The 23831-nt window shown below is 67.9% G+C and carries 21 protein-coding genes and 2 pseudogenes; 12 read left to right on the top strand and 11 right to left on the bottom strand.

Annotated elements, in window-relative coordinates; genetic code table 11:
• Positions 1–22: 22 nt before the first annotated feature.
• Together CFB50_RS06430 and CFB50_RS06435 are read right to left on the bottom strand one after the other, a co-directional pair.
• A complete protein-coding gene (locus CFB50_RS06430; protein ID WP_089445285.1) occupies positions 23–304 on the bottom strand; it encodes a helix-turn-helix domain-containing protein in 282 nt (93 codons plus the stop codon).
• On the bottom strand, positions 301–654 hold the full coding sequence (locus tag CFB50_RS06435) for a type II toxin-antitoxin system RelE/ParE family toxin (protein ID WP_089445286.1): 354 nt from the start codon (positions 652–654) through the stop codon (positions 301–303). Before CFB50_RS06435 ends, CFB50_RS06430 begins: the two co-directional genes overlap by 4 nt.
• A gap of 505 nt (positions 655–1159) precedes the next feature.
• On the opposite strand from CFB50_RS06435, the gene CFB50_RS06445 reads away from it, so the two are divergent.
• Complete coding sequence (locus CFB50_RS06445) at positions 1160–2368, top strand: EamA family transporter (protein ID WP_089445287.1); 1209 nt, start codon at positions 1160–1162, stop codon at positions 2366–2368.
• 21 nt (positions 2369–2389) lie between these two features.
• Here the strand turns inward: CFB50_RS06445 and CFB50_RS06450 are convergent, their stop codons facing one another.
• The 8 genes from CFB50_RS06450 to CFB50_RS06490 form a co-directional block, all read right to left on the bottom strand.
• Positions 2390–3589: an MFS transporter gene (locus CFB50_RS06450; protein ID WP_089445288.1), complete on the bottom strand. Its 1200-nt coding sequence runs from the start codon at positions 3587–3589 to the stop codon at positions 2390–2392.
• Positions 3590–3771: 182 nt separating this feature from the next.
• A complete protein-coding gene (locus CFB50_RS06455; protein ID WP_089445289.1) occupies positions 3772–4596 on the bottom strand; it encodes a phosphodiesterase in 825 nt (274 codons plus the stop codon).
• 84 nt (positions 4597–4680) lie between these two features.
• A complete protein-coding gene (locus CFB50_RS06460) occupies positions 4681–5712 on the bottom strand; it encodes an ABC transporter ATP-binding protein (protein ID WP_069247585.1) in 1032 nt (343 codons plus the stop codon).
• A gap of 13 nt (positions 5713–5725) precedes the next feature.
• Entirely contained in the window at positions 5726–6622 is an 897-nt protein-coding gene (locus CFB50_RS06465) for an ABC transporter permease (RefSeq protein ID WP_069247586.1), read from the bottom strand.
• 10 nt (positions 6623–6632) lie between these two features.
• Positions 6633–7457: an ABC transporter permease gene (locus tag CFB50_RS06470; RefSeq protein ID WP_089445290.1), complete on the bottom strand. Its 825-nt coding sequence runs from the start codon at positions 7455–7457 to the stop codon at positions 6633–6635.
• A 17-nt stretch (positions 7458–7474) separates the two neighbouring features.
• Positions 7475–8503 carry an ABC transporter substrate-binding protein gene (locus CFB50_RS06475; RefSeq protein WP_089445291.1) on the bottom strand — a complete coding sequence of 343 codons (1029 nt, stop codon included), beginning with the start codon at positions 8501–8503 and terminating at the stop codon, positions 7475–7477.
• A 75-nt stretch (positions 8504–8578) separates the two neighbouring features.
• Positions 8579–9604 carry a LacI family DNA-binding transcriptional regulator gene (locus CFB50_RS06480; RefSeq protein ID WP_089446044.1) on the bottom strand — a complete coding sequence of 342 codons (1026 nt, stop codon included), beginning with the start codon at positions 9602–9604 and terminating at the stop codon, positions 8579–8581.
• A gap of 1023 nt (positions 9605–10627) precedes the next feature.
• Positions 10628–12100, bottom strand: coding sequence for an HD domain-containing phosphohydrolase (locus CFB50_RS06490; RefSeq protein ID WP_089446045.1), 1473 nt, complete (start codon positions 12098–12100; stop codon positions 10628–10630).
• Positions 12101–12347: 247 nt separating this feature from the next.
• Between CFB50_RS06490 and CFB50_RS06495 the strand changes: the two genes are divergently transcribed.
• The 8 genes and pseudogenes from CFB50_RS06495 (at position 12348) to CFB50_RS06525 (ending at position 19683) form a co-directional block, all read left to right on the top strand.
• Positions 12348–12842, top strand: coding sequence for a hypothetical protein (locus CFB50_RS06495; protein WP_089445292.1), 495 nt, complete (start codon positions 12348–12350; stop codon positions 12840–12842).
• A 131-nt stretch (positions 12843–12973) separates the two neighbouring features.
• Entirely contained in the window at positions 12974–13144 is a 171-nt protein-coding gene (locus CFB50_RS38565) for a zinc-binding dehydrogenase (protein WP_256978757.1), read from the top strand.
• A 482-nt stretch (positions 13145–13626) separates the two neighbouring features.
• Positions 13627–14859: a 3-methyl-2-oxobutanoate dehydrogenase (2-methylpropanoyl-transferring) subunit alpha gene (locus tag CFB50_RS06500; protein WP_089445293.1), complete on the top strand. Its 1233-nt coding sequence runs from the start codon at positions 13627–13629 to the stop codon at positions 14857–14859.
• 2 nt (positions 14860–14861) lie between these two features.
• Positions 14862–15902, top strand: a complete 1041-nt coding sequence (locus CFB50_RS06505; RefSeq protein WP_034197866.1) for an alpha-ketoacid dehydrogenase subunit beta — start codon at positions 14862–14864, stop codon at positions 15900–15902.
• 1 nt (position 15903) lies between these two features.
• Positions 15904–17241, top strand: coding sequence for a dihydrolipoamide acetyltransferase family protein (locus CFB50_RS06510; RefSeq protein WP_089445294.1), 1338 nt, complete (start codon positions 15904–15906; stop codon positions 17239–17241).
• Positions 17242–17248: 7 nt separating this feature from the next.
• Positions 17249–18640 (top strand): dihydrolipoyl dehydrogenase, encoded by a 1392-nt coding sequence (gene lpdA, locus CFB50_RS06515; protein ID WP_089445295.1) that lies wholly within the window; start codon positions 17249–17251, stop codon positions 18638–18640.
• 78 nt (positions 18641–18718) lie between these two features.
• Positions 18719–18925, top strand: a pseudogene (locus tag CFB50_RS06520) (helix-turn-helix domain-containing protein); the annotation flags it as partial.
• 128 nt (positions 18926–19053) lie between these two features.
• Complete coding sequence (locus CFB50_RS06525; protein WP_089445296.1) at positions 19054–19683, top strand: NAD-dependent epimerase/dehydratase family protein; 630 nt, start codon at positions 19054–19056, stop codon at positions 19681–19683.
• 24 nt (positions 19684–19707) lie between these two features.
• Here CFB50_RS06525 and CFB50_RS06530 read toward each other — a convergent pair.
• Positions 19708–19950, bottom strand: a pseudogene (locus CFB50_RS06530) (LysR family transcriptional regulator); the annotation flags it as partial.
• A 192-nt stretch (positions 19951–20142) separates the two neighbouring features.
• Between CFB50_RS06530 and CFB50_RS06535 the strand changes: the two are divergent.
• The 3 genes from CFB50_RS06535 (at position 20143) to CFB50_RS06550 (ending at position 23785) form a co-directional block, all read left to right on the top strand.
• Complete coding sequence (locus CFB50_RS06535; RefSeq protein WP_089445297.1) at positions 20143–20820, top strand: SOS response-associated peptidase family protein; 678 nt, start codon at positions 20143–20145, stop codon at positions 20818–20820.
• Positions 20821–21123: 303 nt separating this feature from the next.
• Entirely contained in the window at positions 21124–22554 is a 1431-nt protein-coding gene (locus CFB50_RS06545; RefSeq protein ID WP_089445298.1) for a purine-cytosine permease family protein, read from the top strand.
• A gap of 160 nt (positions 22555–22714) precedes the next feature.
• Entirely contained in the window at positions 22715–23785 is a 1071-nt protein-coding gene (locus tag CFB50_RS06550) for a porin (RefSeq protein WP_089445299.1), read from the top strand.
• The last annotated feature ends 46 nt before the right edge of the window (positions 23786–23831 follow it).

Consider the following 23831-nt stretch of genomic DNA (forward strand, 5'->3'; position numbering starts at 1 on the left):
GCGCGGCATCGCACGTGACGCGTCACGCGGATTCGCGCACCTGGAGGTCGACGCGCAGGCCGACGGCCGCCGCCATGTTCACGAGCGCGTCGAGCCCGAACAGGTTGATCTTGCCGCGCATCAGGTCGGAGACGCGCGGCTGCGTGACACCCAGTTGTTTCGCGGCCTGGGCCTGACTGAGCTCGAGCTGTGCGATGCGCTGCTTGAGCGCGATCATCAGCTCGGATCGCAGCTTCATGTTCTCGGCTTCGGCCGGCTGGCCCTCGATTGCGTCCCAGACGCTCGAATAACGGTCGTTGGTCATCGTTTCCTCTCCATCGTCAGCGCGCGATAGCGCCGGGCGGCCAGTTCGATATCGGCCCTGGTGGTGCGCGCCGATTGCTTCCGGAAGCAGTGCAGCACGTAGACGGCGTCGGCGAATGTCGCGACGTAAATGATCCGGAACGCGCCGCTCGCATCGCGCAGGCGAATTTCCCGCACGCCGATGCCGACGGTACGCATCGGCTTCCAGTCGTCGGGCGCGAACCCGCGTTGTACCTGGTCGATCTGGTGGCCGGCTTCGCGTCGCGCGGACAACGGAAAGCCGCGAAGATCGTCCAGCGCGCTGCCGACGAAAACAACCGGCTTCGGCGGAAGAATGGTCGAATTATACAAAATATTGTATGGGTGGTGTGGGTTTCGAAAGAGGGCCGCGCAGGGCAGGACGCGCGTGAGTTGACCGTCACGATAAGGGGGAAGCGCTGGCTGGCGCGCAGGACTGGCCGTTTGGTCGATGGCTGACTCGACCGCGACGGATGGGCGTGGATGGCGGGTCGGATTGACACCCGGCAACGCATGCGTGTCGCGTATCGGGCCCCCGATTTCACCCGCCCGCCGGCCGGGAAATGTCGCGCGGAAACATCATTCGCGATCCTTTCAGACTGGTCCGACGATGCTTTCGAATCCTTGATGCCATAATGCCGAGCGTGCGCAGCCGAAACGGTTGCGCGCGTTTTTTTTGTCCCTCTGCCGCCGCTTGCCGGTTCTCTTTCGTCGCCGTTCGCACTGCCATGTCGTTCCGCACGTTCGCTCTGCCTTCCCGGTCCCGCCAGGGCCGTTTGCCGGCATCGCCGGCGTCTTTCAGCGGAGCACGCGGCGTGACGTGCGGGCAGGCTGCGCAATGACGCCGCTCGACCGTCTCCTCGACTTCTTCGCCCGCTTCTCGTTCCGGATCCGCCTGCCGCAAAGCCGCGGCGGCCGCGTCGCGCTGGCGCTCGTCTTCATCTATTTCGTCTGGGGTTCGACCTACAGCGGCCTGCATTTCGCGCTGCAGTCGTTCCCGCCGCTGCTGCTGTCGGGGCTGCGCAACCTGCTCGGCGGGATCGGCCTGTTCATCTTCGCGCTGCGGCGCAAGCCCGAATGGCCGACGCTGCTCGAGATCCGCAATGCGGGGATCGTCGGCACGATGCTCGTCGCGCTGTCGTCCGGCACGATCGCGCTCGGGATCAGTCTGGTCAGCAGCGGCTCGGCCGCGGTGATGGTGGCCACGGTGCCGCTGTTCGCGACCGTGATCGCCGCGGTTGCCGGGCGGCCCGTCACGAAAGGCGAGTGGTCGGCCGTTGCGCTCGGGATGGTCGGCATCGTCGTGCTGAACTCGGGCGGCGCGGCCGCGCACAATTCGGCGCTCGGCACGATCTGCGTGCTCGCCGGCGCCCTGTTCTGGGCGGGGGGCGCGCATCTCGCGACGCGGCTCAAGCTGCCGTCCGACCTGTTTCTGTCCACGTCGCTGCAGATCGGTCTCGGCGGCATGATCTCGACGCTCGTCGCGTGGCTGGTCGGCGAGCGCGTCGAGCACCTGATGGTGGGGCCGGTGTTCGCGTTCCTGTACCTGATGGTGTTCTGCACGATGGCCGCGTACGTCGCGTACGGCTACCTGATCCGCCATACGAGCCCGATCATTGCGAGCAGTTGCATGTACGTGAACCCGATCGTCGCGGTCGCGCTCGGTGCGCTGCTGCTTGGCGAACCGGTGACGATGGCGACCGTGGTCGCGACCGTCGCGATCCTCGGCAGCGTCGGGCTGTCGTTCGTGTTCGACCCGGCGCGCCGGCCCGCGGCGCGCGCGGCGGCTGTCAGTTCGGCGGCCGCGGCAGCCGAGTCGACGGTAGAGGCTTCATCAGTACCCGAACAGATCACGGTGCCGGATGCGGCGCCGATCCTGGCGCCTTCCGCCGTTGCGCTGGCCGTGCCGACGCCGGCTGCCGTGATGGATCCTGCCGCGGTCATTGATCCGGCACCGGCGTTCACCACGCCGCCCATCGCTGAACCGGCACCGGCGTTTGCTCCGCCACCGGCCGCCGAACCGGCCGCACCCCGCGCCGACGCGTGACGCGGCCGTGGCCGGTCGCGCTCAGTCGCGCCGGCCGCCGCGATGGTGGAACCAGCCCCCGAGCGCGGTGAACACCAGCCCGGTCGTGCACATGCCGATCCAGCCGAACGCGTGCCATGCGGCGACGCCGGCCGACGAGCCGAGTGCGCCGCCGATGAAATAGCACACCATGTACACCGTGTTGACGCGGCTGCGCGCCTCGGGCTTCAGCGCATAGATGCGCGACTGGTTCGAGATCTGCGCGGCCTGCACGCCGACGTCCAGCACGATCACGCCGATCACGAGCCCGACGAGGCTCGAACCCGACAGCGCGAAGATCACGAACGACAGCGCGAGCAGCGCGATCGCGAGCGAGATGATCGCGCGCGGGCCGCGCTTGTCCGCGAAGCGGCCCGCGTACGGTGCCGCGAGCGCACCCGCTGCCCCGACGATCCCGAACAGGCCGGCTGCCTGCGGGCCGAGATGGAACGGTGCGCCGGCGAGCAGCAGCGTCAGCACCGGCCAGAACGCGCTGAATGCCGCGAACAGCGCGGCACCCGTCAGCGATGCCTCGCGCAACCCGCGCAGTTCGACCGCCAGATGCCACATCGAACCGAGCAGCTTGCCGTACGACAGCGTCGACGTCGGCGAGCTGCGCGGCAGCCGCAGCACGATCACGGCGGCGAGCGCGACGAGCGCCGCGACCGACGCGGCGAACACCGCGCGCCAGCCGAAATACTCGGCGACGAAGCCGGCGGCCGTCCGCGCGAGCAGGATGCCGAGCAGCAGGCCGCTCATCACGGTGCCGACCGCATGCCCGCGTTCGGCGGGCGGCGCGATCTCGGCGGCGAACGGCACGGCCTGCTGCGCGATGGTCGCGAGTACGCCGATCGCGAGGCTCGCGACGGCGAGCACGGCCAGCGACGGCGCGGTGGCCGCGACGATCAGCGCGATCGACAGGCCCGCGATCTGCATCAGGATCAGCCCGCGTCGGTCGAAGCGGTCGCCGAGCGGCGCGAGCAGGAACATGCCGGCCGCATAGCCGAGCTGCGTCGCGGTCGGCACCGCGCCGATCCACGAAGCGCCGTCGGGAAACGCCGAGCGGAAGCTGTCGAGCAGCGGCTGGTTGTAGTAGATGTTCGCGACGGACACACCCGCGATCGTCGCGAGCAGCAACAGCAGGCTGCGCGAATAGTGGGGCGAGGCGGCGTCGGCCGGACGGTCGGTGGAGGCGGTGGACATGGCTGCGCGAACGGAAGTGGGGCGGCGCAGCGCGCGGCGCACGCGTCGGGTGCGCAGGCGGGCAGGGCGCCGTCGAGGCTGCCGATCATACCGGAGCGACGGGAATCCTGCCGGGCGGGGCAAATCGGCCAAACCGGTGTAACCAGCCGGCCGCTGCCCGTCATCGTGCGTGCGTCAACCCGTCAGTCGACCAGCTCACCCGTCGGTTCATAGAACGGATAAGGCCCGGCCCCTTCATCGACATACACGTGATGTGACGTCATCCCCGTATCGGGCGTATAGCGATGGACCGCGAAGGCCGGCGGTTCGAGCCGGAACGCGGAGGGCGCATCGGTCCGCAGGTCGAATGCGACCTGATGCGCGGGCGACGGCACCGCGGCTGCGAGCGTGCCGCCGAAGCGCGTGAACATCGTGCGATGCACGTGGCCGCACAGCACGCGCTCGACGTTCGGATGGCCGCGCAGCAGCGCGTCGAGTTTCGCGGCGGCGGCCGGCGCGAGGCGCAGCTTGTCCATGTGGCCGATGCCCGACGCGAACGGCGGGTGATGCAGCGCGACGATCACGGGGCGGTCGCGCACCGCGTCGAGCTGCGCGGCGAGCCACGCGAGCCGTGCGTCACACAGGTCGCCATGGCTTGCGCCCGGCACCTGCGAATCGAGCGCCAGCACGCGCACCGCGCCGACGTCGAGCGCGTACTGCACGAATTCGCCGTCCTGCAGTTCGGCGCGATCGGCGAACGCGCGGCGCAGCCCGGCGCGGTCGTCGTGATTGCCGATCATCAGGTAGTACGGAATCTCGAGCGCGGCGAGCAGCCCGCGCAGGTTGCCGTACTCCTCATCGTGGCCGAAATCGGTCAGGTCGCCGGTGACGAGCACGGCGTCGGGGCGCGGCACGAGCGCATTCAGTTTTTCGATGCAGCGCGTGAGCGCGGCCGCGGTGTCGACGCGCCGGTACGCGAGCTGTCCCGGACGCTTGATGTGGAGATCGCTGATTTGAGCAAGCAGCATCGTCGTTCCTCGGAATTGTCTGATTGTTGTCGCGGCGTCGTGCGCCGCGGTGGGGTGCTGCATGAATGATGCCGGAATGACGGATCAGGCGCCGAGCGCGATCAGGCCTTCCGGCGCGATCGTGAGGCCGACGGCCGTGCCGCGTGCGAGCGCGATGCGGCCCGGCACGTCGATCACGAGCGCGTCGGGGGCCGCATGCTCGATCGTGAGCCGCGTACGTTCGCCGAGGAACGCGCACGCACTGACGGCACCGCGCAGCGGCGCCTGGCCGGGATCGGCGAGTTGCGCATCCTCGGGGCGGAAGAACCACTCGTCGGCGGCGTGCGGCGTCGCGATCGCGCCGCCCGTGGTCACCAGCGTGCCGTCGCGCCATTGCCCGGCGAGCCGGTTCAGCGTGCCGATGAACTGCGCGACAGTGCGGTTCGCCGGGTGGTAGTAGATGTCGCGCGGCGTGCCGATCTGCTCGATGCGGCCCGCGCCCATCACGACGATCCGGTCGCCGAGCTCCATCGCTTCGGCCTGGTCGTGCGTCACGTAGACCGTCGTCACGCCGAGTTCGCGCAGCAGCGTATTCATCTCGCGACGCAGCGTGTCGCGCAGCTTCGCGTCGAGCGCGGTCAGCGGCTCGTCGAGCAGCAGCACGCGCGGCCGCACCGCCAGTGCGCGGGCCAGTGCGACGCGCTGGCGCTGGCCGCCCGACAACTGGTCGATCGGCTTGTCCGCATGCGCGTCGAGCCGCATCATCGCGAGCAACTCGTCGACGCGTTCGCGCAGCGCGCGCGGCTCGGTCTTGCGGATCTTCAGCCCGTAGCCGACGTTGCCGCGCACCGTCAGGTTCGGAAACAGCGCGTAGTTCTGGAACACCATGCCGACCTGCCGGCGCTCGATCGGCAGCGCGGTCACGTCGTCATTGCCGAATGCGATCGTGCCGCCGGCGTCCGGCGTGTCGAGGCCCGCGATCAGGCGCAGCGTCGTGGTCTTGCCGCAGCCCGACGGCCCGAGCAGCACGAGCGTTTCGCCCGCGCCGATCGACAGGTCGAGCGGTTCGAGCACGCGCGTGCCGCGGAACGTCTTCGCGCAGCGGGTCAGGGTGATGGGAGTGGAATCGAGTTTCATGTCTGCGAGAAATTCAGCGCGGGCGCTTCTTGAGTGCCCGCGTGCCGGACGGATCGACGCCGAGCCACTGCATCGCGACGAGCAGCGGCAGCGTCATCAGCAGGAACAGGATCGTGTACGCGCTGCCGACTTCGAGGCGCAGCGACGCATACGTATCGGCGAGGCCGACCGGCAGCGTCTTGGTGTCGGGCGTATGCAGCATCCACGTGAGGTTGAATTCGCCGATCGACAGCGTGAGCACCGCGAGCGCACCCGCGACGATGCCGGGGCGCAGGTTCGGCAGCACGATCGTGACGAAGCGCGTGACGAACGACGCGCCGAGGCTGGCCGCGCCTTCCTCGAGCGTGCGCAGGTCGGCGCCGGCTGCGACGGCCGCCACCGCGCGCACCATGAACGGCAGCGTGAACACGACGTGGCCGACGACGATGAACCACAGGCTCATCCGGAACGCGGTGAAGCCGCCGTACACGACCAGCAGCGCGAGCGCCGACGCGAGGCCGGGCAGCGCGACCGGCAGCACGAGCGCCTCCTCGATCGCGCGCGCGGCGCGGCTCTTGCTGCGCGCGAGCGCATAGCCGGCCGGCACGCCGACGGCGAGCACGATCGCGAGCGTCGCGAACGCGACGTAGAGCGACAGCGCGACCGAGCCGTGATACTGCTGCCACACCTGTTCGAGCCAGCGCAGCGTGAGGCCGCTCGACAGGCCGCGGAAATAGTTGACTGTGAGGCCCGCGAGCACCGACATCACGACGGGCACGATCAGGAACGCGCACAGCAGCAGCGTGACGCCCCATTGCAGCGCGGCGATCGCGCGCGCGCCGGTGACGCGCGGCGCGCGGCGGGCGACGCCGTTCGCCTGCGCGGGAGCGGGGGCCGGCGACGGCGCGGAAGAGCCGGAAAGCGATTGCATGCGGAAATCCTCAGGCCGCGGCGGCGGCGGTGTGGCCGGTGAAGCGGCGTGCGAGTGCGAGCACGGCCCAGGTGACGATGCCGAGCACGATCGACAGGCCGGCTGCCGTCGCGATGTTCGCGTTCAGCGTGAACTCGGTATAGATCGTCATCGGCAGCACGTTCAGGTCGGTGGCGAGCGTGAACGCGGTGCCGAACGCGCCCATCGCGGTCGCGAAGCAGATCGCGCCGGCCGCGATCAGGCCTGGCGCGAGCGCGGGCAGCACGATGTCGACGAAGATGCGCCACGGCGACGCGCCGAGCGAACGCGCGGCTTCCTCGAGCGACGCGTCGAGCTTGGACGCCGCCGCGATCACGGTGACGATCACGCGCGGAATCGAGAAGTACAGGTAGCCGATGAACAGGCCCGCGACCGAGTATGCGAATACCCACTTGTCGCCCGTGAGCTTCGCGGACAGCATCCCGATCAGCCCCTGTCGCCCGGCGAGCATGATCACCATGAAGCCGACGACGACGCCCGGGAACGCGAGCGGGAACGTGAGCAGCGCGAGCAGCACGCGCTTGCCCGCGAATTCGCGGCGTGCGAGCAGGAGGCCCGAGATCGTCGACAGCACGAGCGTCGCGAGCGTGACGCCCGCGGACAGCGCGACGGTCTCGCCGAGGCTCTTCATGTAGCGTGCATTGCCGAGCAGCGCCGCGTAGTGCGAGAAGAACGCGCCGTCGGCGGACACCTGCACGAGTGCCGCCATCGGCAGCAGCCAGAAGGCGGCGAACACCGCGAGCGCCGGCGCGACGAGCGCGACGCGCCAGCGCAGCGGGAAAGTCAGGTCAAGCATCGATGATGTCCGGCCGCTTACTGCATGACTTGCAGGTATTGCTGGCCGAATGCCTGCTGACCGGCTGCCATCTTGTCGAAGTCGACCGGTTTCGCACGCGCATATTCGCTTGCCGGCAGGAACTTCGACGCGATGTCGGCGCCGAGCGTCTGCGCGCGCACCGGGCGCAGGTACGCGTTGGCCCACAGCTTCTGGCCTTCGTCCGACAACACGAAGTCGAGCACCTTCTTGCCGTTCGCGTCGTGCGGGGCGCCCTTCACGAGACTCATCACGTACGGCACCGCGATCGTGCCTTCCTTCGGAATCACGAATTCGACGTTCGCGCTGTCCTTGTACTTCGCGCGATACGCGTCGAAGTCGTAGTCGAGCAGGATCGGAATCTCGCCGGACAGCACGCGCGCATACGCGGTCTGCTTCGGCACGATCGGTGCGTTCGCCTTCAGCTTCCTGAACCAGTCGAGTGCCGGCTTGAAGTTGTCGAGGCTGCCGCCGAGCGCCTGGTTCACGGCCACCGCGCTCGCATAGCCGACGAACGCACTCGACGGATCGAGATAGCCGACCATGCCCTTGTATTCCGGCTTCAGCAGATCGGCCCACGAACGCGGCACCGGCTTGCCGTCGAGCGCGTCCTTGTTCACGAAGAAGCCGAGCGTGCCCGAATGGATCGCGAACCAGTAGCCTTGCGGATCCTTCAGGTTCGCGGGGATGTCGTTCCAGTGCGCGGGCTTGTACGGCGCGATCACGCCCTTGTCCTTCGCCTGGAACGCCGACGACACGCCGAGGTAGACCACGTCGGCGACCGGGCTCTTCTGCTCGGCGATCAGCTGCGCGATCGACTGGCCCGAGTTCTTGTTGTCGAACGGCACGCGGATGCCGGTCTTCTGCTTGATCGCCGCGATCTGCGCGGCCCAGTCGGCCCATTCCGGCGGGCAGTTGTAGCAGATCGCCGTTTCGTCGGCGTGGGCGGCGGGCGCGCCGGCGAGGAGCGCGGCGCAGGCGAGCGGCGCGGCAAACGCGCGCAGCAGCGAGGTCAGGCGAAAGGACACTGTAGATCTCCGGGCGAGGGTGAGGCGCTGGGGTGGTGTGGTGGCGTGCGTGTGTACGTGTGTGGCGGCGCGCGTTCAGGCCTTGCGCAATTGCAGGTCGGTGGCCGGCGGAGCGACCGTCGCGCCGTCGCGCACCACGTGCGGCAGGATCAGCGACGTGCGGTCGATCGCTGCGCCGCCGATGCATTCGACGAGACGCTGCCACGCGTGGCGGCCGATGTCGCGGTTCGGCGTCGCGACGCTCGCGAGCGGCGGCGCGAGCAGTTCGCCGATCGCGATTCCGTCGAAGCCGAGCACCGACAGGTCGTCGGGAACCGAGAAGCCCGCGCGGCGCAGGCCGCGCATCACGACCATCGCGAGCAGGTCGTTGCTGCAGAAGAGGGCGGTCGGCCGCGTCGCGTGCGCGGTGAGATGCGCGAGCACCGCGTCGGGCAGCTCGGGCGCGTTGAAGTCGACTTCGACCGGCGGCAGCGTGGCGACGCCGATTTCCTCGAGTGCCTGCGCATAGCCGAGATGACGCTGGCGTGCGCGATCCGACGCGGCGAGCGAGCCGGCCAGCATCAGCACGCGGCGGTGGCCGCGCGCGGTCAGCAGCCGCACGCCGTCATACGCGGCACTGCGGTTGTCGACCGAGACCGACGGGCGGCGCTGCGTGTCGTTGTGCATCAGCACGTAGTGCGGGCCGTCGTGGTCGAGCATGTCGAGCAGCGGGTGGGTATCCGCATCGGCGACGGTGAGGATCAGCCCTTCGACGCGCTGCTCGCGCAGCGTCTCGATCGCGTGGCGCTCGCGCGCCGTGTCGTATTCGGTCGTCATCAGGATCAGCTTGAAGCCGGCCGCGGTCGCGAGCTCGTCGATGCCTTGCAGGCAGTCGGTGAACACGGGGTTCGACAACGTCGGCACGACGACGCCGACGAGGCGCGTGCGCTCGCCGCGCAGTTGCCGGCCGAGCGGGCTCGGGCGGAACTGCAGCGTGTCGATCGCGGTGCGGATCGATTGCAGCGTGGCGGGGCTGACGGTATGCGGGGCGTTGATCGCACGCGAGACGGTGGCGATCGAGAAGCCCGCGAGGGCAGCGACGTCCTTGATGGTCGAGGTCATGAAATCTTGCGATGTAAACGTTTTCGGCGGGGGAATTATCGAAAACCAATGTGACTTCGCGATGACGCGGGCGACGCTTGTTTCGCAAAAAGCACGACACAAACGTCTGACGGATAGGGCCGTCGGACGACGCAGACTTGATTGTATCGGGGATGCTGCAGTGCGGGAGGAAATCGTTGGGGGGCGGTGTGTGGGCGCCGACGACACAGGAGGATGCCGTGCGGCGGTGGGGGGCGTGGTGCAGCGCCGCGGAATAAGGGAACGCATGCGCAAGCAATGGTAGAATCGCGTCCGCCCTCTTGCCGGGGTGATGAAATTGGTAAACATAGCGGACTTAAACGATTGAGTGCCCGGTCGGAAACGGTCGGTGCAGAACCCTTCAAATTCGGCGAAACCCCTGATGCGCGCATCGAGGCAACGCCGAGCCAAGCCTCGCGGCATCCGCGAGGAAGGTGTAGAGACTAGACGGGGGGCGCCTAAGGCGCACGGGCAGCAGGCAAGCCCGCGCGCGACGGTGAAGGCATAGTCCAGCGCACGAACGGCATCGCGCACGCGATGCCGGCTTTGAAAGAAGCAGTGTGACGAAAATCCGCCGCCTTAACTGGCTTGCCGGTTCGAGTCCGGTCCCCGGCACCACGATCGCTTCATCGCGATTCAATGAAGGGACGAAAGCCCGCGAGAAGCCATGCGCTCGCGGGTTTTTTGTTTTTGTGGCGTGGCGTCGGGTGTGATTACCGACGACCGAACGGCGACGCCACCGCCATCAGCGACTCGTCGAATGGACCGGCAGGGTGGTTCTGCGGCCAAGTCACGCCGAGTCATCGCCGACGCGTGATGGAACTCGCGCCTCCTGACGACGCCGCGAACCCCACCACGCAACGAAAACGTCGCACCATGAAGCGACGCGATCCCTACGAATCACCCCCCTCGCGCATGAAGGTCAGATTGCGCGTGCGCGACGTGTCGATGCGAAAGCGCGTCACCTCGTGACCCGAGCGTTCCACCGTCCGCCTGATGCGCCATTCAGATCAGGCCCATTGCCGATGCCTTGAGCGTCGCTGCCGCGCGCGTCGAACAGCCAAGCTTGCGAAACACGCTTTCGATGTGCGTGCGCACCGTGCTCGGACTGATGGTCAATTCCCGCGCGGCCTCCTTGTTGCTCGCGCCGCGCGAGATGACGCGCAGCACGTCGATCTCTCGCCCGGACAGGCCGGCACCGGACGGTGCACTTCTGGATACGCGTCTGGCGACGGGGATGCCTGCCGACGTCAGCACACCGACCGCTTCGCCGCATAGCCGGCCGTGCGAGGCCTCGTCCCTCAGCAGACGGGCGGCCGCGTCGTCGGTCAGCGCGGCGCGCCAGGGGCGCGGCGATCGCAATGCGACCCACGCGACGGATGCCGCCAGCACGCGCGCCTCCAGCGTCAGCGCAGATGCATGTGAGCCGCGAAAATACCCCGAACCGTCCAGCCGTTCGTAAGCATGCGATGCCAGCAGCGCGGCATGGCGCAGCGCGCCGGACTGTTTGCCGGCGCGCTCCGTCCAGTACGGTACCAGCCGAACCTTCTCCCACGCGCTTGCCGGCAACGCCGTAGCCAGGTTCCAGATGTCGTTGGGTACGGCGGCCCTGCCGATGCCGTGAATCAGTCCGGCCTGGTAGACGAGCGAACGCCCGGCGTCATCCGCTTTGAGTCGCGCGTGACACCCGGCCGCCGTCACGGCGACCGCACGCGAAAAACCCGTCATCCACGGCACTTTCAGGTCGACGATGTCGGCGATCAGTTCGGCGGAAGTCATCCGTTGCATGTCGGAGGTCGCCAGTGCGATGTCGAACTCGGCCGGCGACGTGCGTTCCAGTTCCGTCAGCCAGGCTTGCGCGTGACGTATCGTCGTCGCGACGAGGTGCGACGGATACCGCGAGTCGGCGCGCTGCCCGATCAGTCCCAGTGCCCGCTCGACGCCATACGTGCGACCCAGCACTTCCAGATCGCCGGCAAGCGCGACGACCGGCACGGCTGCGGGCACGCGTTCGCGTGCGAGCTGCGCAGGGAAGCCGCTGCCGTCCCAGGCTTCGAAAATGTGACGCAGCGCCGTTTCGGTCGCCGTCGAGAGCCCGAGTATGTGCGCGACCTCGCCGGCGACTTCGCAGTGAATCCGCGCGAGTTGCGTCATCGACGCGGCGGCGCCTCCGATTGCCTCGGCCATGCCGGGCCTGTTCTCGAGCATCGCCGTGCGGATCGCGATGTCGTCGCCGAACACCTGCGCGAACCCTGCTGCGTTCGCTGTACAACCCGACCAGCGAAGCAGCGACACCTCGCGAACCGTATCGCACGTCGATGCGCCCAGTCCGGCCGCGTCCGCGAGTCGTACACCCAGCCACGCGGTGCGAAGCGAATGGTCGGTCGGTTGCCCCATGCTCAGATCGCCGATGAAGGCGATGGCCCTCACGGAATCGAATATGCGCAGTGCGGCGTGGCTGGCGTCGGCGTCGAACATCGGGCTCGGCTTGAAAAAACGCAGGGACGAGCGAACGATCATACGCGACACGGGCGCGGGCGCCGCGTTGCATGACGCTGTCCGGGGTCGGTCATTTGACCGATCCCGGACGGCGCGAACGATCGGGACAATCTGGCTGCAAGTGAGGCAAGCGACATGCAACGCCACACGAATGCTTCCTTGCGCCGCCGGTGTCGCTGAAGTCGCGGCGACCGGGGCCCACATTGTCAGAAGGAGTCGTCGTCTTATGCCTCATCCCATTTCCGCCTTGGGTGCCGGTCACACCCTCGTCAGCCTGGTGACGTTCGCAGCGGGGCTCTACAGCTTCGCTCGGTACCAGAAGATCGACAACGCGACCCGGGCCGCCAGGATTTACGTCGCAGGCATGGCGATATCCGTGTTCACGTCGTTCGGCTTGTCCAGTACCGGCGGCTTCAATGCCGGGCACGCACTCGGCATCCTGGCGCTGATCGCGATATCGGGCGGGCTCCTCGTGCCGCGCATCGAAGCGCTGGGGCGTGCACGGCCGTACCTGGCCCAGTTCGCCTTCTCGTTCAGCTTCTTTCTGTTGCTGGTTCCCGGGATCAACGAGACGCTGACGCGGCTGCCGATCGGTCACCCGCTTGCCAATGGCCCCGCATCCCCCCTCGTGCGCGGGTCGCTCGCCGCGTGGCTGGGCATCTTCGTGCTTGGATCGGTGCTGCAGCTCGTGCGGCTTCGGTCGTACCGCAGCCGCGCCTGACTGTGCGAAAAAGCGGGCGCCGCGTTGCTTCATCGCTCCGCGCGCCCGGGCGTGCGGCTTTTCGGATCGGCATCTACCGGCCGCACCCGCACCAGGTCGATTAGCGCCCGCAGCCCGCCCGAAACGTGGCGATGAACGGCGGCTTGCGCTACCTGAGCGAAGTGCTGGACCTCGCCGCCAAAGGCAAGGTCAAGCCGATCGTCGAGACGTTCTCGCTGGACCAGGCGACCGACGCCTATGACCGCCTCGCGTCAGGGAAGATGCGCTTTCGCGGCGTGTTCACGCCTGCGCAAAGCCACTGACGTTCGAGCGTGCCGGGAGATGCGGGGACGTATCTCCCGGCAAGCGCTCGAGGCCGGCTCGCCGCGCTTCGCATCCGCGTGGTGAGCGAATTGGTCACACCGATCGGCGGCGTTCCTCCGCGATCGACATTCCCCTGACATCGACTGCCGCCCGATCGGGCGCGGCGTGCCGGCGTTGTCCGGCGCATCCGCTCCGCGCCCGGCATCGGTCGTAGCGGCATCCGCGATTTCCCGTCAGGCCCCGGTTCGCACCGGCACGGCGACGCCGGAGCGCCGACCGGTGCCCGCCTGGCGGCCTGCCTGAGCGCGACATGGCAAATATGCTCACCGCAGTCGAGCGGGTTGGTCATCGACGGCTGGCCCCATATTGCCTAAATTTAATAGATTGACGTGCCTATCCGCACGCCAGTCAGCGCGCAGGCCGGCAACCGGCCGCGCGTTCCCAAATAGCGTGAGACACAATCGAGCGTGGAGACGACACGATGAGCCTGTCAGAGCCATTGCGTCTGCATGTGCCGGAGCCCACCGGGCGCCCGGGCTGCAAGACGGACTTTTCCTATCTGCATCTATCGCCGGCCGGTGCGGTTCGCCGCCCGCCGATCGACGTTGCCGCGGCGGACACCGCCGATCTCGCCCGCAGCCTCGTGCGCGTGCTCGACGACAGCGGCAAGGCCGTCGGCCCGTGGGCACCGGACCTCGACGATGTGCGGCTGATCGCCGGCCTGCGCGCGATGCTCAAGACCCGCATTTTCGACGCGCGCATGATGATCGCGCAGCGTCAGAAGAAAATCTCCTTCTACATGTTGAGCCTCGGCGAAGAGGCGATCGGCACCGCGCACACGATGGCGCTGCGCGACGGCGACATGTGCTTCCCGACCTATCGGCAGCAGAGCATCCTGATCGCGCGCGATGTCCCGCTCGAACGGATGATCTGCCAGCTGATGTCGAACGAAGGCGATCCGCTGAAAGGCCGCCAGCTCCCCGTGATGTATTCGGACCGCGAAGCGGGCTTCTTCTCCATTTCCGGCAATCTCGCGACGCAGTTCATCCAGGCGGTCGGCTGGGCGATGGCGTCGGCGATCAAGGGCGACACGAAGATCGCGTCCGCGTGGATCGGCGACGGCGCGACGGCCGAATCCGACTTCCATACCGCGCTGACGTTCGCGCACGTGTACCGCGCGCCGGTCGTGCTGAACGTCGTCAACAACCAGTGGGCGATCTCGACGTTCCAGGCGATCGCGGGCGGCGAGGGCACGACTTTCGCCGGGCGCGGCGTCGGCTGCGGAATCGCGTCGCTGCGCGTCGATGGCAACGACTTCCTCGCGATCTACGCGGCGTCGAGCTGGGCGGCCGAACGCGCGCGCCGCAATCTCGGGCCGACGCTGATCGAATGGGTGACCTACCGTGCGGGCGCGCACTCGACGTCGGACGATCCGACCAAGTACCGTCCGAGCGACGACTGGTCCCATTTCCCGCTCGGCGATCCGATCGAACGCTTCAAGCGCCACCTGATCGTCAAGGGCATCTGGTCCGACAGCGCGCACGAAGCGTTGACGGCCGAGCTCGAGGCCGAGGTAATTGCCGCACAGAAGGAAGCGGAGAAATTCGGCACGCTGGCCGACGACCGGATTCCGTCGCCGGCTTCGATGTTCGACGACGTGTACAAGGAGCTGCCCGCGCACCTGCGCCGTCAGCGCCAGGAACTGGGAGCGTGATCATGGCGCAACACGAGACAGGCACGGCAACGCAGCCGATGACGATGATCCAGGCGCTGCGCTCGGCGATGGACGTGATGCTCGGGCGCGACAGCGACGTGGTCGTGTTCGGGCAGGACGTCGGCTATTTCGGCGGCGTGTTCCGCTGTACCGAAGGACTGCAGAACAAATACGGCAAGTCGCGCGTGTTCGACGCGCCGATCTCCGAAAGCGGGATCGTCGGCGCGGCGGTGGGGATGGGTGCATACGGGCTGCGCCCGGTGTGCGAGATCCAGTTCGCCGACTATTTCTATCCGGCGTCGGACCAGATCGTGTCGGAAGGCGCGCGGCTGCGCTATCGCTCGGCCGGCCAGTTCATCGCGCCGATGACGATCCGCATGCCCTGCGGCGGCGGCATCTACGGCGGTCAGACGCACAGCCAGAGCCCGGAGGCGATGTTCACGCAGGTGTGCGGGCTGCGCACGGTGATGCCGTCGAATCCGTACGACGCGAAGGGGCTGCTGATCGCATCGATCGAGAACGACGATCCGGTGATCTTCCTCGAACCGAAACGGCTGTACAACGGGCCGTTCGACGGCCATCACGATCGGCCGGTCACGTCGTGGCTCAAGCATCCGGCAAGCGCGGTGCCGGAGGGCTACTACACGGTGCCGCTCGATACGGCCGCCGTGGTGCGCCCCGGCAACGACGTGACGGTGCTGACCTACGGCACGACGGTGCACGTGTCGCTCGCCGCGGCCGAGGAGACGGGCATCGATGCGGAGGTGATCGACCTGCGCACGCTGTGGCCGCTCGACCTCGACACGATCGTCGCGTCGGTGCGCAAGACCGGGCGCTGCGTCGTGGTGCACGAGGCGACGCGCACCTGCGGCTACGGTGCGGAACTGGTGTCGCTGGTCCAGGAACATTGCTTCTACCACCTCGAGGCGCCGGTCGAGCGCACGACGGGCTGGGATACGCCGTATCCGCATGCGCAGGAGTGGGCGTACTTTCCGGGCCCGGCCCGGGTCGGTGAAGCGTTGCGACGCGTGATGGAGGCGTGAGATGGGGATTCATGTCATCAAGATGCCGGATATCGGCGAAGGGATTGCCGAGGTCGAGCTGGTGGCCTGGCACGTGGAAGTCGGGCAGACGATCAAGGAAGACCAGCCGCTCGCCGATGTGATGACCGACAAGGCGGCGGTCGAGATTCCGTCGCCGGTGACGGGCAAGGTGATCGAGCTCGGCGGCCGGATCGGCGAGATGATGGCGGTCGGCAGCGAGCTGATCCGCCTCGAGGTCGAAGGCGACGGCAACCTGAAGGCCGGCGCACCGGTGCGGGAATCAAAGGTAGCAACCGCACCGGTCGCGGCGGCGCCGTCGAAGGCGGTGGCCGACGCGCCGGCGGAATCGTCCGCCAAGTCGGCTGCGAAGCACGCACCCGCGGAGCCGCGTCGTGCGAAGCATGCCGACCACGCGGAGAAAGTGGAGCCGCCGCGCGCGGCGCTCGCGCCGGGCGAACGGCCGCTCGCATCGCCGGCGGTGCGCCAGCGCGCATGGGACATGGGCATCGAGCTGCGCTATGTGCGCGGCACCGGCGAAGCAGGGCGGATCCTGCATGCGGATCTCGATGCGTATGCGGGCACCGGTGGCGGTGGGGCGCGCGGATCACGCGGAGCACACGCGCATGGCTACGCCGAACGCAACGACGAAACCGACGTACCGGTGATCGGCTTGCGACGTGCGATCGCACGCAAGATGCAGGAAGCGAAGCGCCGCATTCCGCACTTCAGCTACGTCGAGGAGATCGACGTCACCGAGCTCGAATCGTTGCGGACGGATCTGAACCGTCGCTACGGCGATACGCGCGGCAAGCTCACGCCGCTGCCGCTGCTGATCCGCGCGATGGTGATCGCGTTGCGCGACTTCCCGCAGATCAACGCGCGCTTCGACGACGAAGCGGGTGTCGTCACGCGCTACGGCGCGGTGCACATGGGCGTCGCGACACAGACGGACGGCGGCCTCACGGTGCCCGTGCTGCGTCATGCGGAAGCGCGGGACGTATGGTCGATTTCCGCCGAGATCGCGCGGCTTGCCGATGCGGTGCGTGCGAACCGCGCGCAGCGCGACGAGCTGAGCGGCTCGACGATCACGATCTCGAGCCTCGGCGCGCTCGGCGGCATTGTGTCGACACCGGTTATCAATCATCCTGAAGTCGGCATCGTCGGCGTGAACCGCATCGTCGAGCGGCCGATGATCCGCGACGGCGCGGTCGTCGCACGCAAGATGATGAACCTGTCGTCGTCGTTCGACCATCGTGTCGTCGACGGCGCGGATGCGGCCGAATTCATCCAGGCCGTGCGCGCGGTGCTCGAGCGCCCGGCACTGCTGTTCGTGGAGTGATAACGCAATGAAGAACGAACACACCACGCTGCTCGTGATCGGCGGCGGCCCGGGCGGCTACGTCGCCGCGATTCGCGCCGGCCAGCTGGGCATTCCGACCGTGCTCGTCGAGCGCGACCGGGTCGGCGGCACGTGCCTGAACATCGGCTGCATTCCGTCGAAGGCGCTGATCCACGTGGCCGACGCATTCGAACAGGCCCGCGGCCACGCGGGCGAGGGCGCGCTCGGGATTCGCGTGCGCACGCCCGAGATCGACATCGCGAAAAGCGTCGCATGGAAGGACGGCATCGTCGACCGGCTGACGCGCGGGGTCGGCGCGCTGCTCAAGAAGAACGGCGTGCGCGTGCTGCATGGCGATGCGCACGTGGTCGACGGCAAGACCGTCGACGTCGTCGGCGGCGGCCACACGACGCGAATCAGCTGCGAGCACCTGTTGCTCGCGACCGGCTCCGAACCGGTCGCGCTGCCGTCGATGCCGTTCGGCGGGCATGTCGTGTCGTCCACCGAGGCGCTGTCGCCCGAGACGTTGCCGAAGCGGCTGGTCGTCGTCGGGGCCGGGTATATCGGGCTCGAACTTGGGATCGTCTATCGCAAGCTCGGCGTCGACGTCAGCGTGGTCGAAGCGGCGGAGCGCGTGCTGCCCGCCTACGATGCCGAACTCGCGCGGCCGGTTGCCGATTCGCTCGCGCGGCTGGGCGTGCGACTGTTGCTCGGCCACAAGGTGCTCGGGCCCGCGGAACACGGCGCGGTGCGCGTGCAGGCCGCCGATGGCGCGGAGCAGACGTTGCAGGCCGACCGCGTGCTGGTGGCGGTGGGCCGCCGGCCGCGCGTCGACGGCTTCGGGCTCGAGTCGCTGCCGCTCGATCGCAACGGCCGCGCGCTGTGGATCGACGACGAATGCCGGACGTCGATGCGCAACGTCTGGGCGATCGGCGACGTCGCCGGCGAGCCGATGCTCGCGCATCGTGCGATGGCGCAGGGCGAGATGGTGGCCGAACTGATCGCCGGCAAGCGCCGCAAGTTCGTGCCCGCATCGATCCCGGCCGTGTGCTTCACCGATCCGGAGATCGTCACGGCAGGCTGGTCGCCGGACGACGCGCGTGCGGCCGAGGTCGATTGCGTGAGCGCGTCGTTCCCGTTCGCGGCGAACGGGCGCGCGATGACGCTGCAGGCGACCGACGGCTTCGTGCGCGTCGTCGCGCGGCGCGACAACCATCTCATCGTCGGCTGGCAGGCGGTCGGGCGCGGTGTGTCGGAACTGGCTGCCGCGTTCTCGCAGTCGCTGGAGATGGGCGCGCGGCTGGAGGACATCGGCGGCACGATCCATGCTCACCCGACGCTCGGCGAAGCGCTGCAGGAGGCCGCGCTGCGTGCGCTCGGGCATGCGTTGCATGTGTGACGCGTATCCCGCGTGACACGAAGCCGCCGATGCGCAATGTGCGCATCGGCGGCTTTTCATTTGCAGCGCCGGCTCGACCGGTTGCAGGACGACGGCGCATGCGTCAGGGGCATGTCGGGCGCGGTGCGCAAGATCCGCGAGCAGGCGCCGATCGCGGAAAGGCGGCTGTCGATCAAGGAAATCGCGCAGGAACTGGGATTCAGCGACATGTCGTCGTTCTCGCAGGCGTACAAGCGCTGGACGGGTGTCGCGCCGAGCGTGTCGCGACAAGCGGCGGGTTTGTAGCGTACGGCCTGTAACTTTTAGAGATGTTGGAGGGTTGTCGGCGCAGAGCCGCCCGACGATCATGTGGGAAGCCGGAAACCGGGCCGTTCCCGGCTCGCCAACGCAGGCTCCACACCGAAGGACCGGACATGAAATTGCTGCTCGTCGGCGCGACCGGACTCGTCGGACGTCACGTCCTCGAAGTCGCGCTCGCCGATGCGCGGGTCGATCAGGTGATCGTCCTCGCGCGCCGCCCGTTGTCGCCGCACCCGAAGATGCGCGCGCTCGAGGTCGATTTCGATCATCTGCCCGACACGGCCGACTGGTGGCACGCCGACGCCGTGATCTGCACGCTCGGCACCACGATGCGCGCCGCGGGCTCCCAGGCGGCATTCCGGCGCGTCGACCACGACTATCCGCTCGCGGTCGCGCGGCTCGCGCACCGCTACGGCACACCGGCTTACGTGCTGAATTCCGCACTCGGCGCGGACCCGGCGTCGCGCATCTTCTACAACCGCGTGAAGGGCGAGGTCGAGCAGGCGCTCGCCGGTGTCGGGTTCGTGTCGCTCACTTACGTGCGGCCCGGCCTGATCGGCGGCAGCCGCGACGAATTCAGGTTCGGCGAGCGGTTGCTGGTGTCCGCGTTGAACGTGGCCGGACCGGTGTTGCCGGCGAAGTGGCGCGTGAATCCCGCGTCGCGGATCGCCCGCGCGATGCTCGACGCGGCAATCGACGCGCGGCCGGGTGTGCAGGTCATCGCGTCGGACCAACTCGTCTGACGCAAAACGGGCGGCACGCGCCGGTCACTGACCGGCGAAGCCGTCGAGCCCGCCGAACTGTTCGGCGAGCGCCGCCGTGAACGCGTCCAGCGCTTCGCTGCCGTCGCAGTTGCGCGGTGTCGCGAGCAGGAATTCGACCGTATGGCTCAGCTTGCTCGCGAGCAGCCGGCGCATCTTGCCCGCGGCAACCCACGGCGCCGCGCCGTGGTCGGGCAGGAAGCCGACATGCGCGCCGGACAGGATGAAGATCACGTCGGCGTCGACTGATCTGCCTGTATGCATCGCGCCGGCGATGAAATCCTGACGCTGCAGATTTAACAGCACGCGTGACGGCACGCGTCGGGCAACGTCCGGCGCATCATCGATTCGTAAAACTGTTTCGTCTTACAAAACGATAGCGCCGTCCCCGCGCATGCGCTGACCTACGATGGAAACATTGCTTCCATCGTCCGCCGAGCCGTGTGCACTCACTACCGCGCCCCCGACGAAGACCCGGGTATCAGCGAACTGAAGATCGGCATCGGCGATCTGTATCGCCGCGACCCGTGGGCACCCGACGTGTATCCCGACTACGCGGCGCCGATCGCGCGCGCCGCCGGCGACGGCCTCGAGGTCGTCGCGGCCGTGTTCGGCTTCTGGCCGAAATTCATGCAGCCGGAGCGAGTCGACGAGAACGGCCGTAAAAAGAAGAAGCTCGACACGATGAACGCACGGGCGGAAACGGTCGGCTCGTCGCGGCTCTACGGCAACGCGTGGCGCAACGGTCAGCGCTGCCTGATTCCGGTGCGCTGGATCTTCGAACCCTGCTACGAAACCGGGCGCAACGTGTGGCAGCGGATCGGCGTCGACGGCTGGCAACCGTACTGCATCGCCGGCATCTGGCGGCGCTACGAAGGCGACGACGGCCGCGAACGCGTGGGCATGGCGATGCTCACGGTCAACGCGGATACGCACCCGCTGTTCGCGCGGATGCATCGGCCCGGCGAAGAGAAGCGGGGCGTCGTGATGCTGCGCCGCGACGACTACGACGAATGGCTGCATGGGCGCGACATCGAGGCCGCCCGGCGCATGCTGAACCTCCTTCCCGCCGCCGACATGATGGCCGAGCCGGACCAAGCATCGCCCGCGCGCGCCTGAGCTTTCATTATTCCGACATCCAGCTTTCGCCTGTACGGGTCGAACGTCTCCCCATTATTCGGACAACTTCGATCATCGGCCGATACCGGGTAATCCCCGATACCTTGCAAGTTGTATATACAAGATCATCCGCTGGCAATGTCGGCACACGTCGTGCCGCTTGCGCGCCAGTGCGCAGACCGTGCGTGCGTGGCGCATGCCGGCGATCCACGGCGCCCCGCACCCGCCGAGCCGAAAGGGCGGCTCGCAGTTTCCCGTCTCGTTCAAACCATTTGTGATCCTGAGTATTTTGGAGATTTCCCCGTGTCAACGAACCCCAGTGGAAAAGCCGGCGGCCTGATCGAAGTCCGTTCGATCGACTTCATTCCCGACGCCGAGCGCCACGGCGGCCTGTTGAGCCAGTTCACGCTGTGGCTGTCGGCGAACATGCAGATCACAGCCATCGTCACGGGCGCACTCGCGGTCGTGCTCGGCGGCGACGTGTTCTGGTCGCTGGTCGCGCTGCTGCTCGGCCAGTTCATCGGCGGCGCGGTGATGGCGCTGCATGGTGCGCAGGGGCCGCAGCTCGGGCTGCCGCAGATGATCTCGAGCCGCGTGCAGTTCGGCGTCTACGGCGCGATGATCCCGATCGTGCTCGTGTGCCTGATGTACATCGGCTTTTCCGCAAGCGGCTCGGTGCTGGCCGGGCAGGCCGTCGCGCAGCTGCTGCACGTCGACGACGCAGCCGGCATCCTGCTGTTCGCGGCCGTGATCGTCGTGCTGACCGTGTTCGGCTATCGCGCGATCCACGCCGTCGGCCGGATCGCGAGCGTGGTCGGCATCGCCGCGTTCGTCTACATGTTCACGCAGCTGTTCGCGAACCACGACATCGGCGCGCTGCTCGCGAACAAGCATTTCTCGCTCGCCAGCTTCCTGCTGTCGATGTCGCTGTCCGCGTCGTGGCAGATCGCGTTCGGCCCGTATGTCGCCGACTATTCGCGCTACCTGCCGCGCTCGACGTCGTCGGTCGCGACGTTCGTCGCAGTCGGCCTCGGCTCGGTGATCGGCGCGCAGGCGGCGATGGTGTTCGGCGTGTTCGCGGCGGCTCTGGCCGGCAGCCAGTTCGCGCACCATGAAGTGTCGTATATCGTCGGCCTCGGCTCGACGGGCGCCGTGGCTGCGCTGCTGTACTTCAGCATCGCATTCGGCAAGGTGACGGTGACGGCGCTCAACGCATACGGCAGCTTCATGTCGATGGCGACGATCGTCAGCGGCTTCCGCGGCAAGGGTGCTGTGTCGTCGCGCAGCCGCCTCGTCTACATCTTCGGGATGATCTGCGTATCCACGCTCATCGCGCTCGCGGGCCGCCATTCGTTCCTGAAGGAATTCACCGCGTTCATCCTGTTCCTGCTCGCGTTCTTCACGCCGTGGAGCGCGATCAACCTGGTCGATTACTACTGCTTCACGCGCTCGCGCTACGACGTGCCGGCGCTGTCCGATCCGGACGGCCGCTACGGCCGCTGGAACGTGATGGCGATCACGATCTACGTGGTCGGCATCCTCGTGCAGTTGCCGTTCATGTCGACGCATATCTACACGGGCCCGCTCGTCGACGCGCTCGGCGGCACCGACATCTCGTGGATCCTCGGCCTGGTCGTGCCGGCCGTGCTGTACTACATCGGCGCGCGCGCGTCGCGCCGCAGCATTCCCGAACGCCTGATCCTGCCGCTCGAACGCGGCGAAGTTCACCACTGACGACACGTCACGCGCCTCGGGCCGGCAGGCTGCCGGCCTGACTGTCGCGCGAGCCGGGCGCTGCCTGCGCCCGGTTCTCCCACACGTTTCCTTTCCCACGATGCCGGTGCGGGGCGACTGCCGCGCACGGTGTCTTTTCATTCTCTGACCATTGAATAGTATGACTAAACAAAAGGCGGCCCGCGGAAGCGATTCCCGGGCACGGATGGTGCACGCCGGTCTTCGCATGACGGTCGCGGCGGCGTGCATCGCCGGACCGGGCGCCGCGTTCGCGCAGGACGGCGTCACGCTGTACGGCGTGATCGACGAGTTCGCGCAGTACGTGAATACGGGTAACGGCTATACGGCGGCGATCAATTCGGGCGGCCAGTGGGGCAGCCGCTTCGGGCTGAAGGGCGGCGAGGATCTCGGCGGCGGTCAGAAGATAGAGTTCGCGCTGGAGAACGGCTTCAACCCGAACGACGGTTCGCTCGCGAGTGCGGGCAGCCTGTTCAACCGGCAGGCGTGGGTCGGCATCGCGGGGCAGTGGGGCAAGGTGCGCGCGGGGCGCCAGAATTCGCCGCTGTTCAACGACCAGGGCGGCCAGGATGCGTTCGGCGGCGTCACGCAGGCGTCCGGCATGGACAACCTGACCGTGTTTGCGTTCCGCACCAGCAATACGCTGTCGTACCAGAGCCCGGAGATCGCGGGCTTCCAGGGCGGGCTGTACTTCGGGTTCGGCGATGCGGGCGGCGTGCGCTCGGCAGGTTCCAGCCAGCAGTTCGACCTGACCTATGAGCACGGGCCGTTCGGCGCGTTCGTCGCGGGCCAGTGGCTGAAGAACGCGACGGCGACCACCACCGATCGCACGATCATGGCCGGCGCGTCGTACGCGATCGGCAAGGCCACCGTGTACGGCGGCTTCTCCGCGGTGAAGTGGGCCGATCTCGGCATCGATTCGCGCGTGGTCGGGCTGTCGGTCAAATACCAGTTCAATCCGGCGAACTACGTGGCGCTCGGCTACGCGTATCTGCACGACCGGTCGTCGCAGGGCAACCATGCGGACCAGCTCGGGCTGATGTACGAGTACGACCTGTCGAAGCGCACGAGCTTCTACGGTGCGCTGTCGTACCTGCGCAACCGCAACCAGGCCGGCTATACGCTCGCCGGTGCGGCGAACCCCGGCCTGCCGCTCGCGTATCCGGGGGCGAATGCACGGGGTGTGCAGCTGGGTATCGTGCATCGGTTCTGACGAGGCCGACGCGCCGGGCCGTGCGCGCCCGGTGCATTTCGCGGGC

It is taken from the genome of Burkholderia sp. AU33423 (assembly GCF_002223135.1).
Lineage (GTDB): Bacteria > Pseudomonadota > Gammaproteobacteria > Burkholderiales > Burkholderiaceae > Burkholderia > Burkholderia lata_D.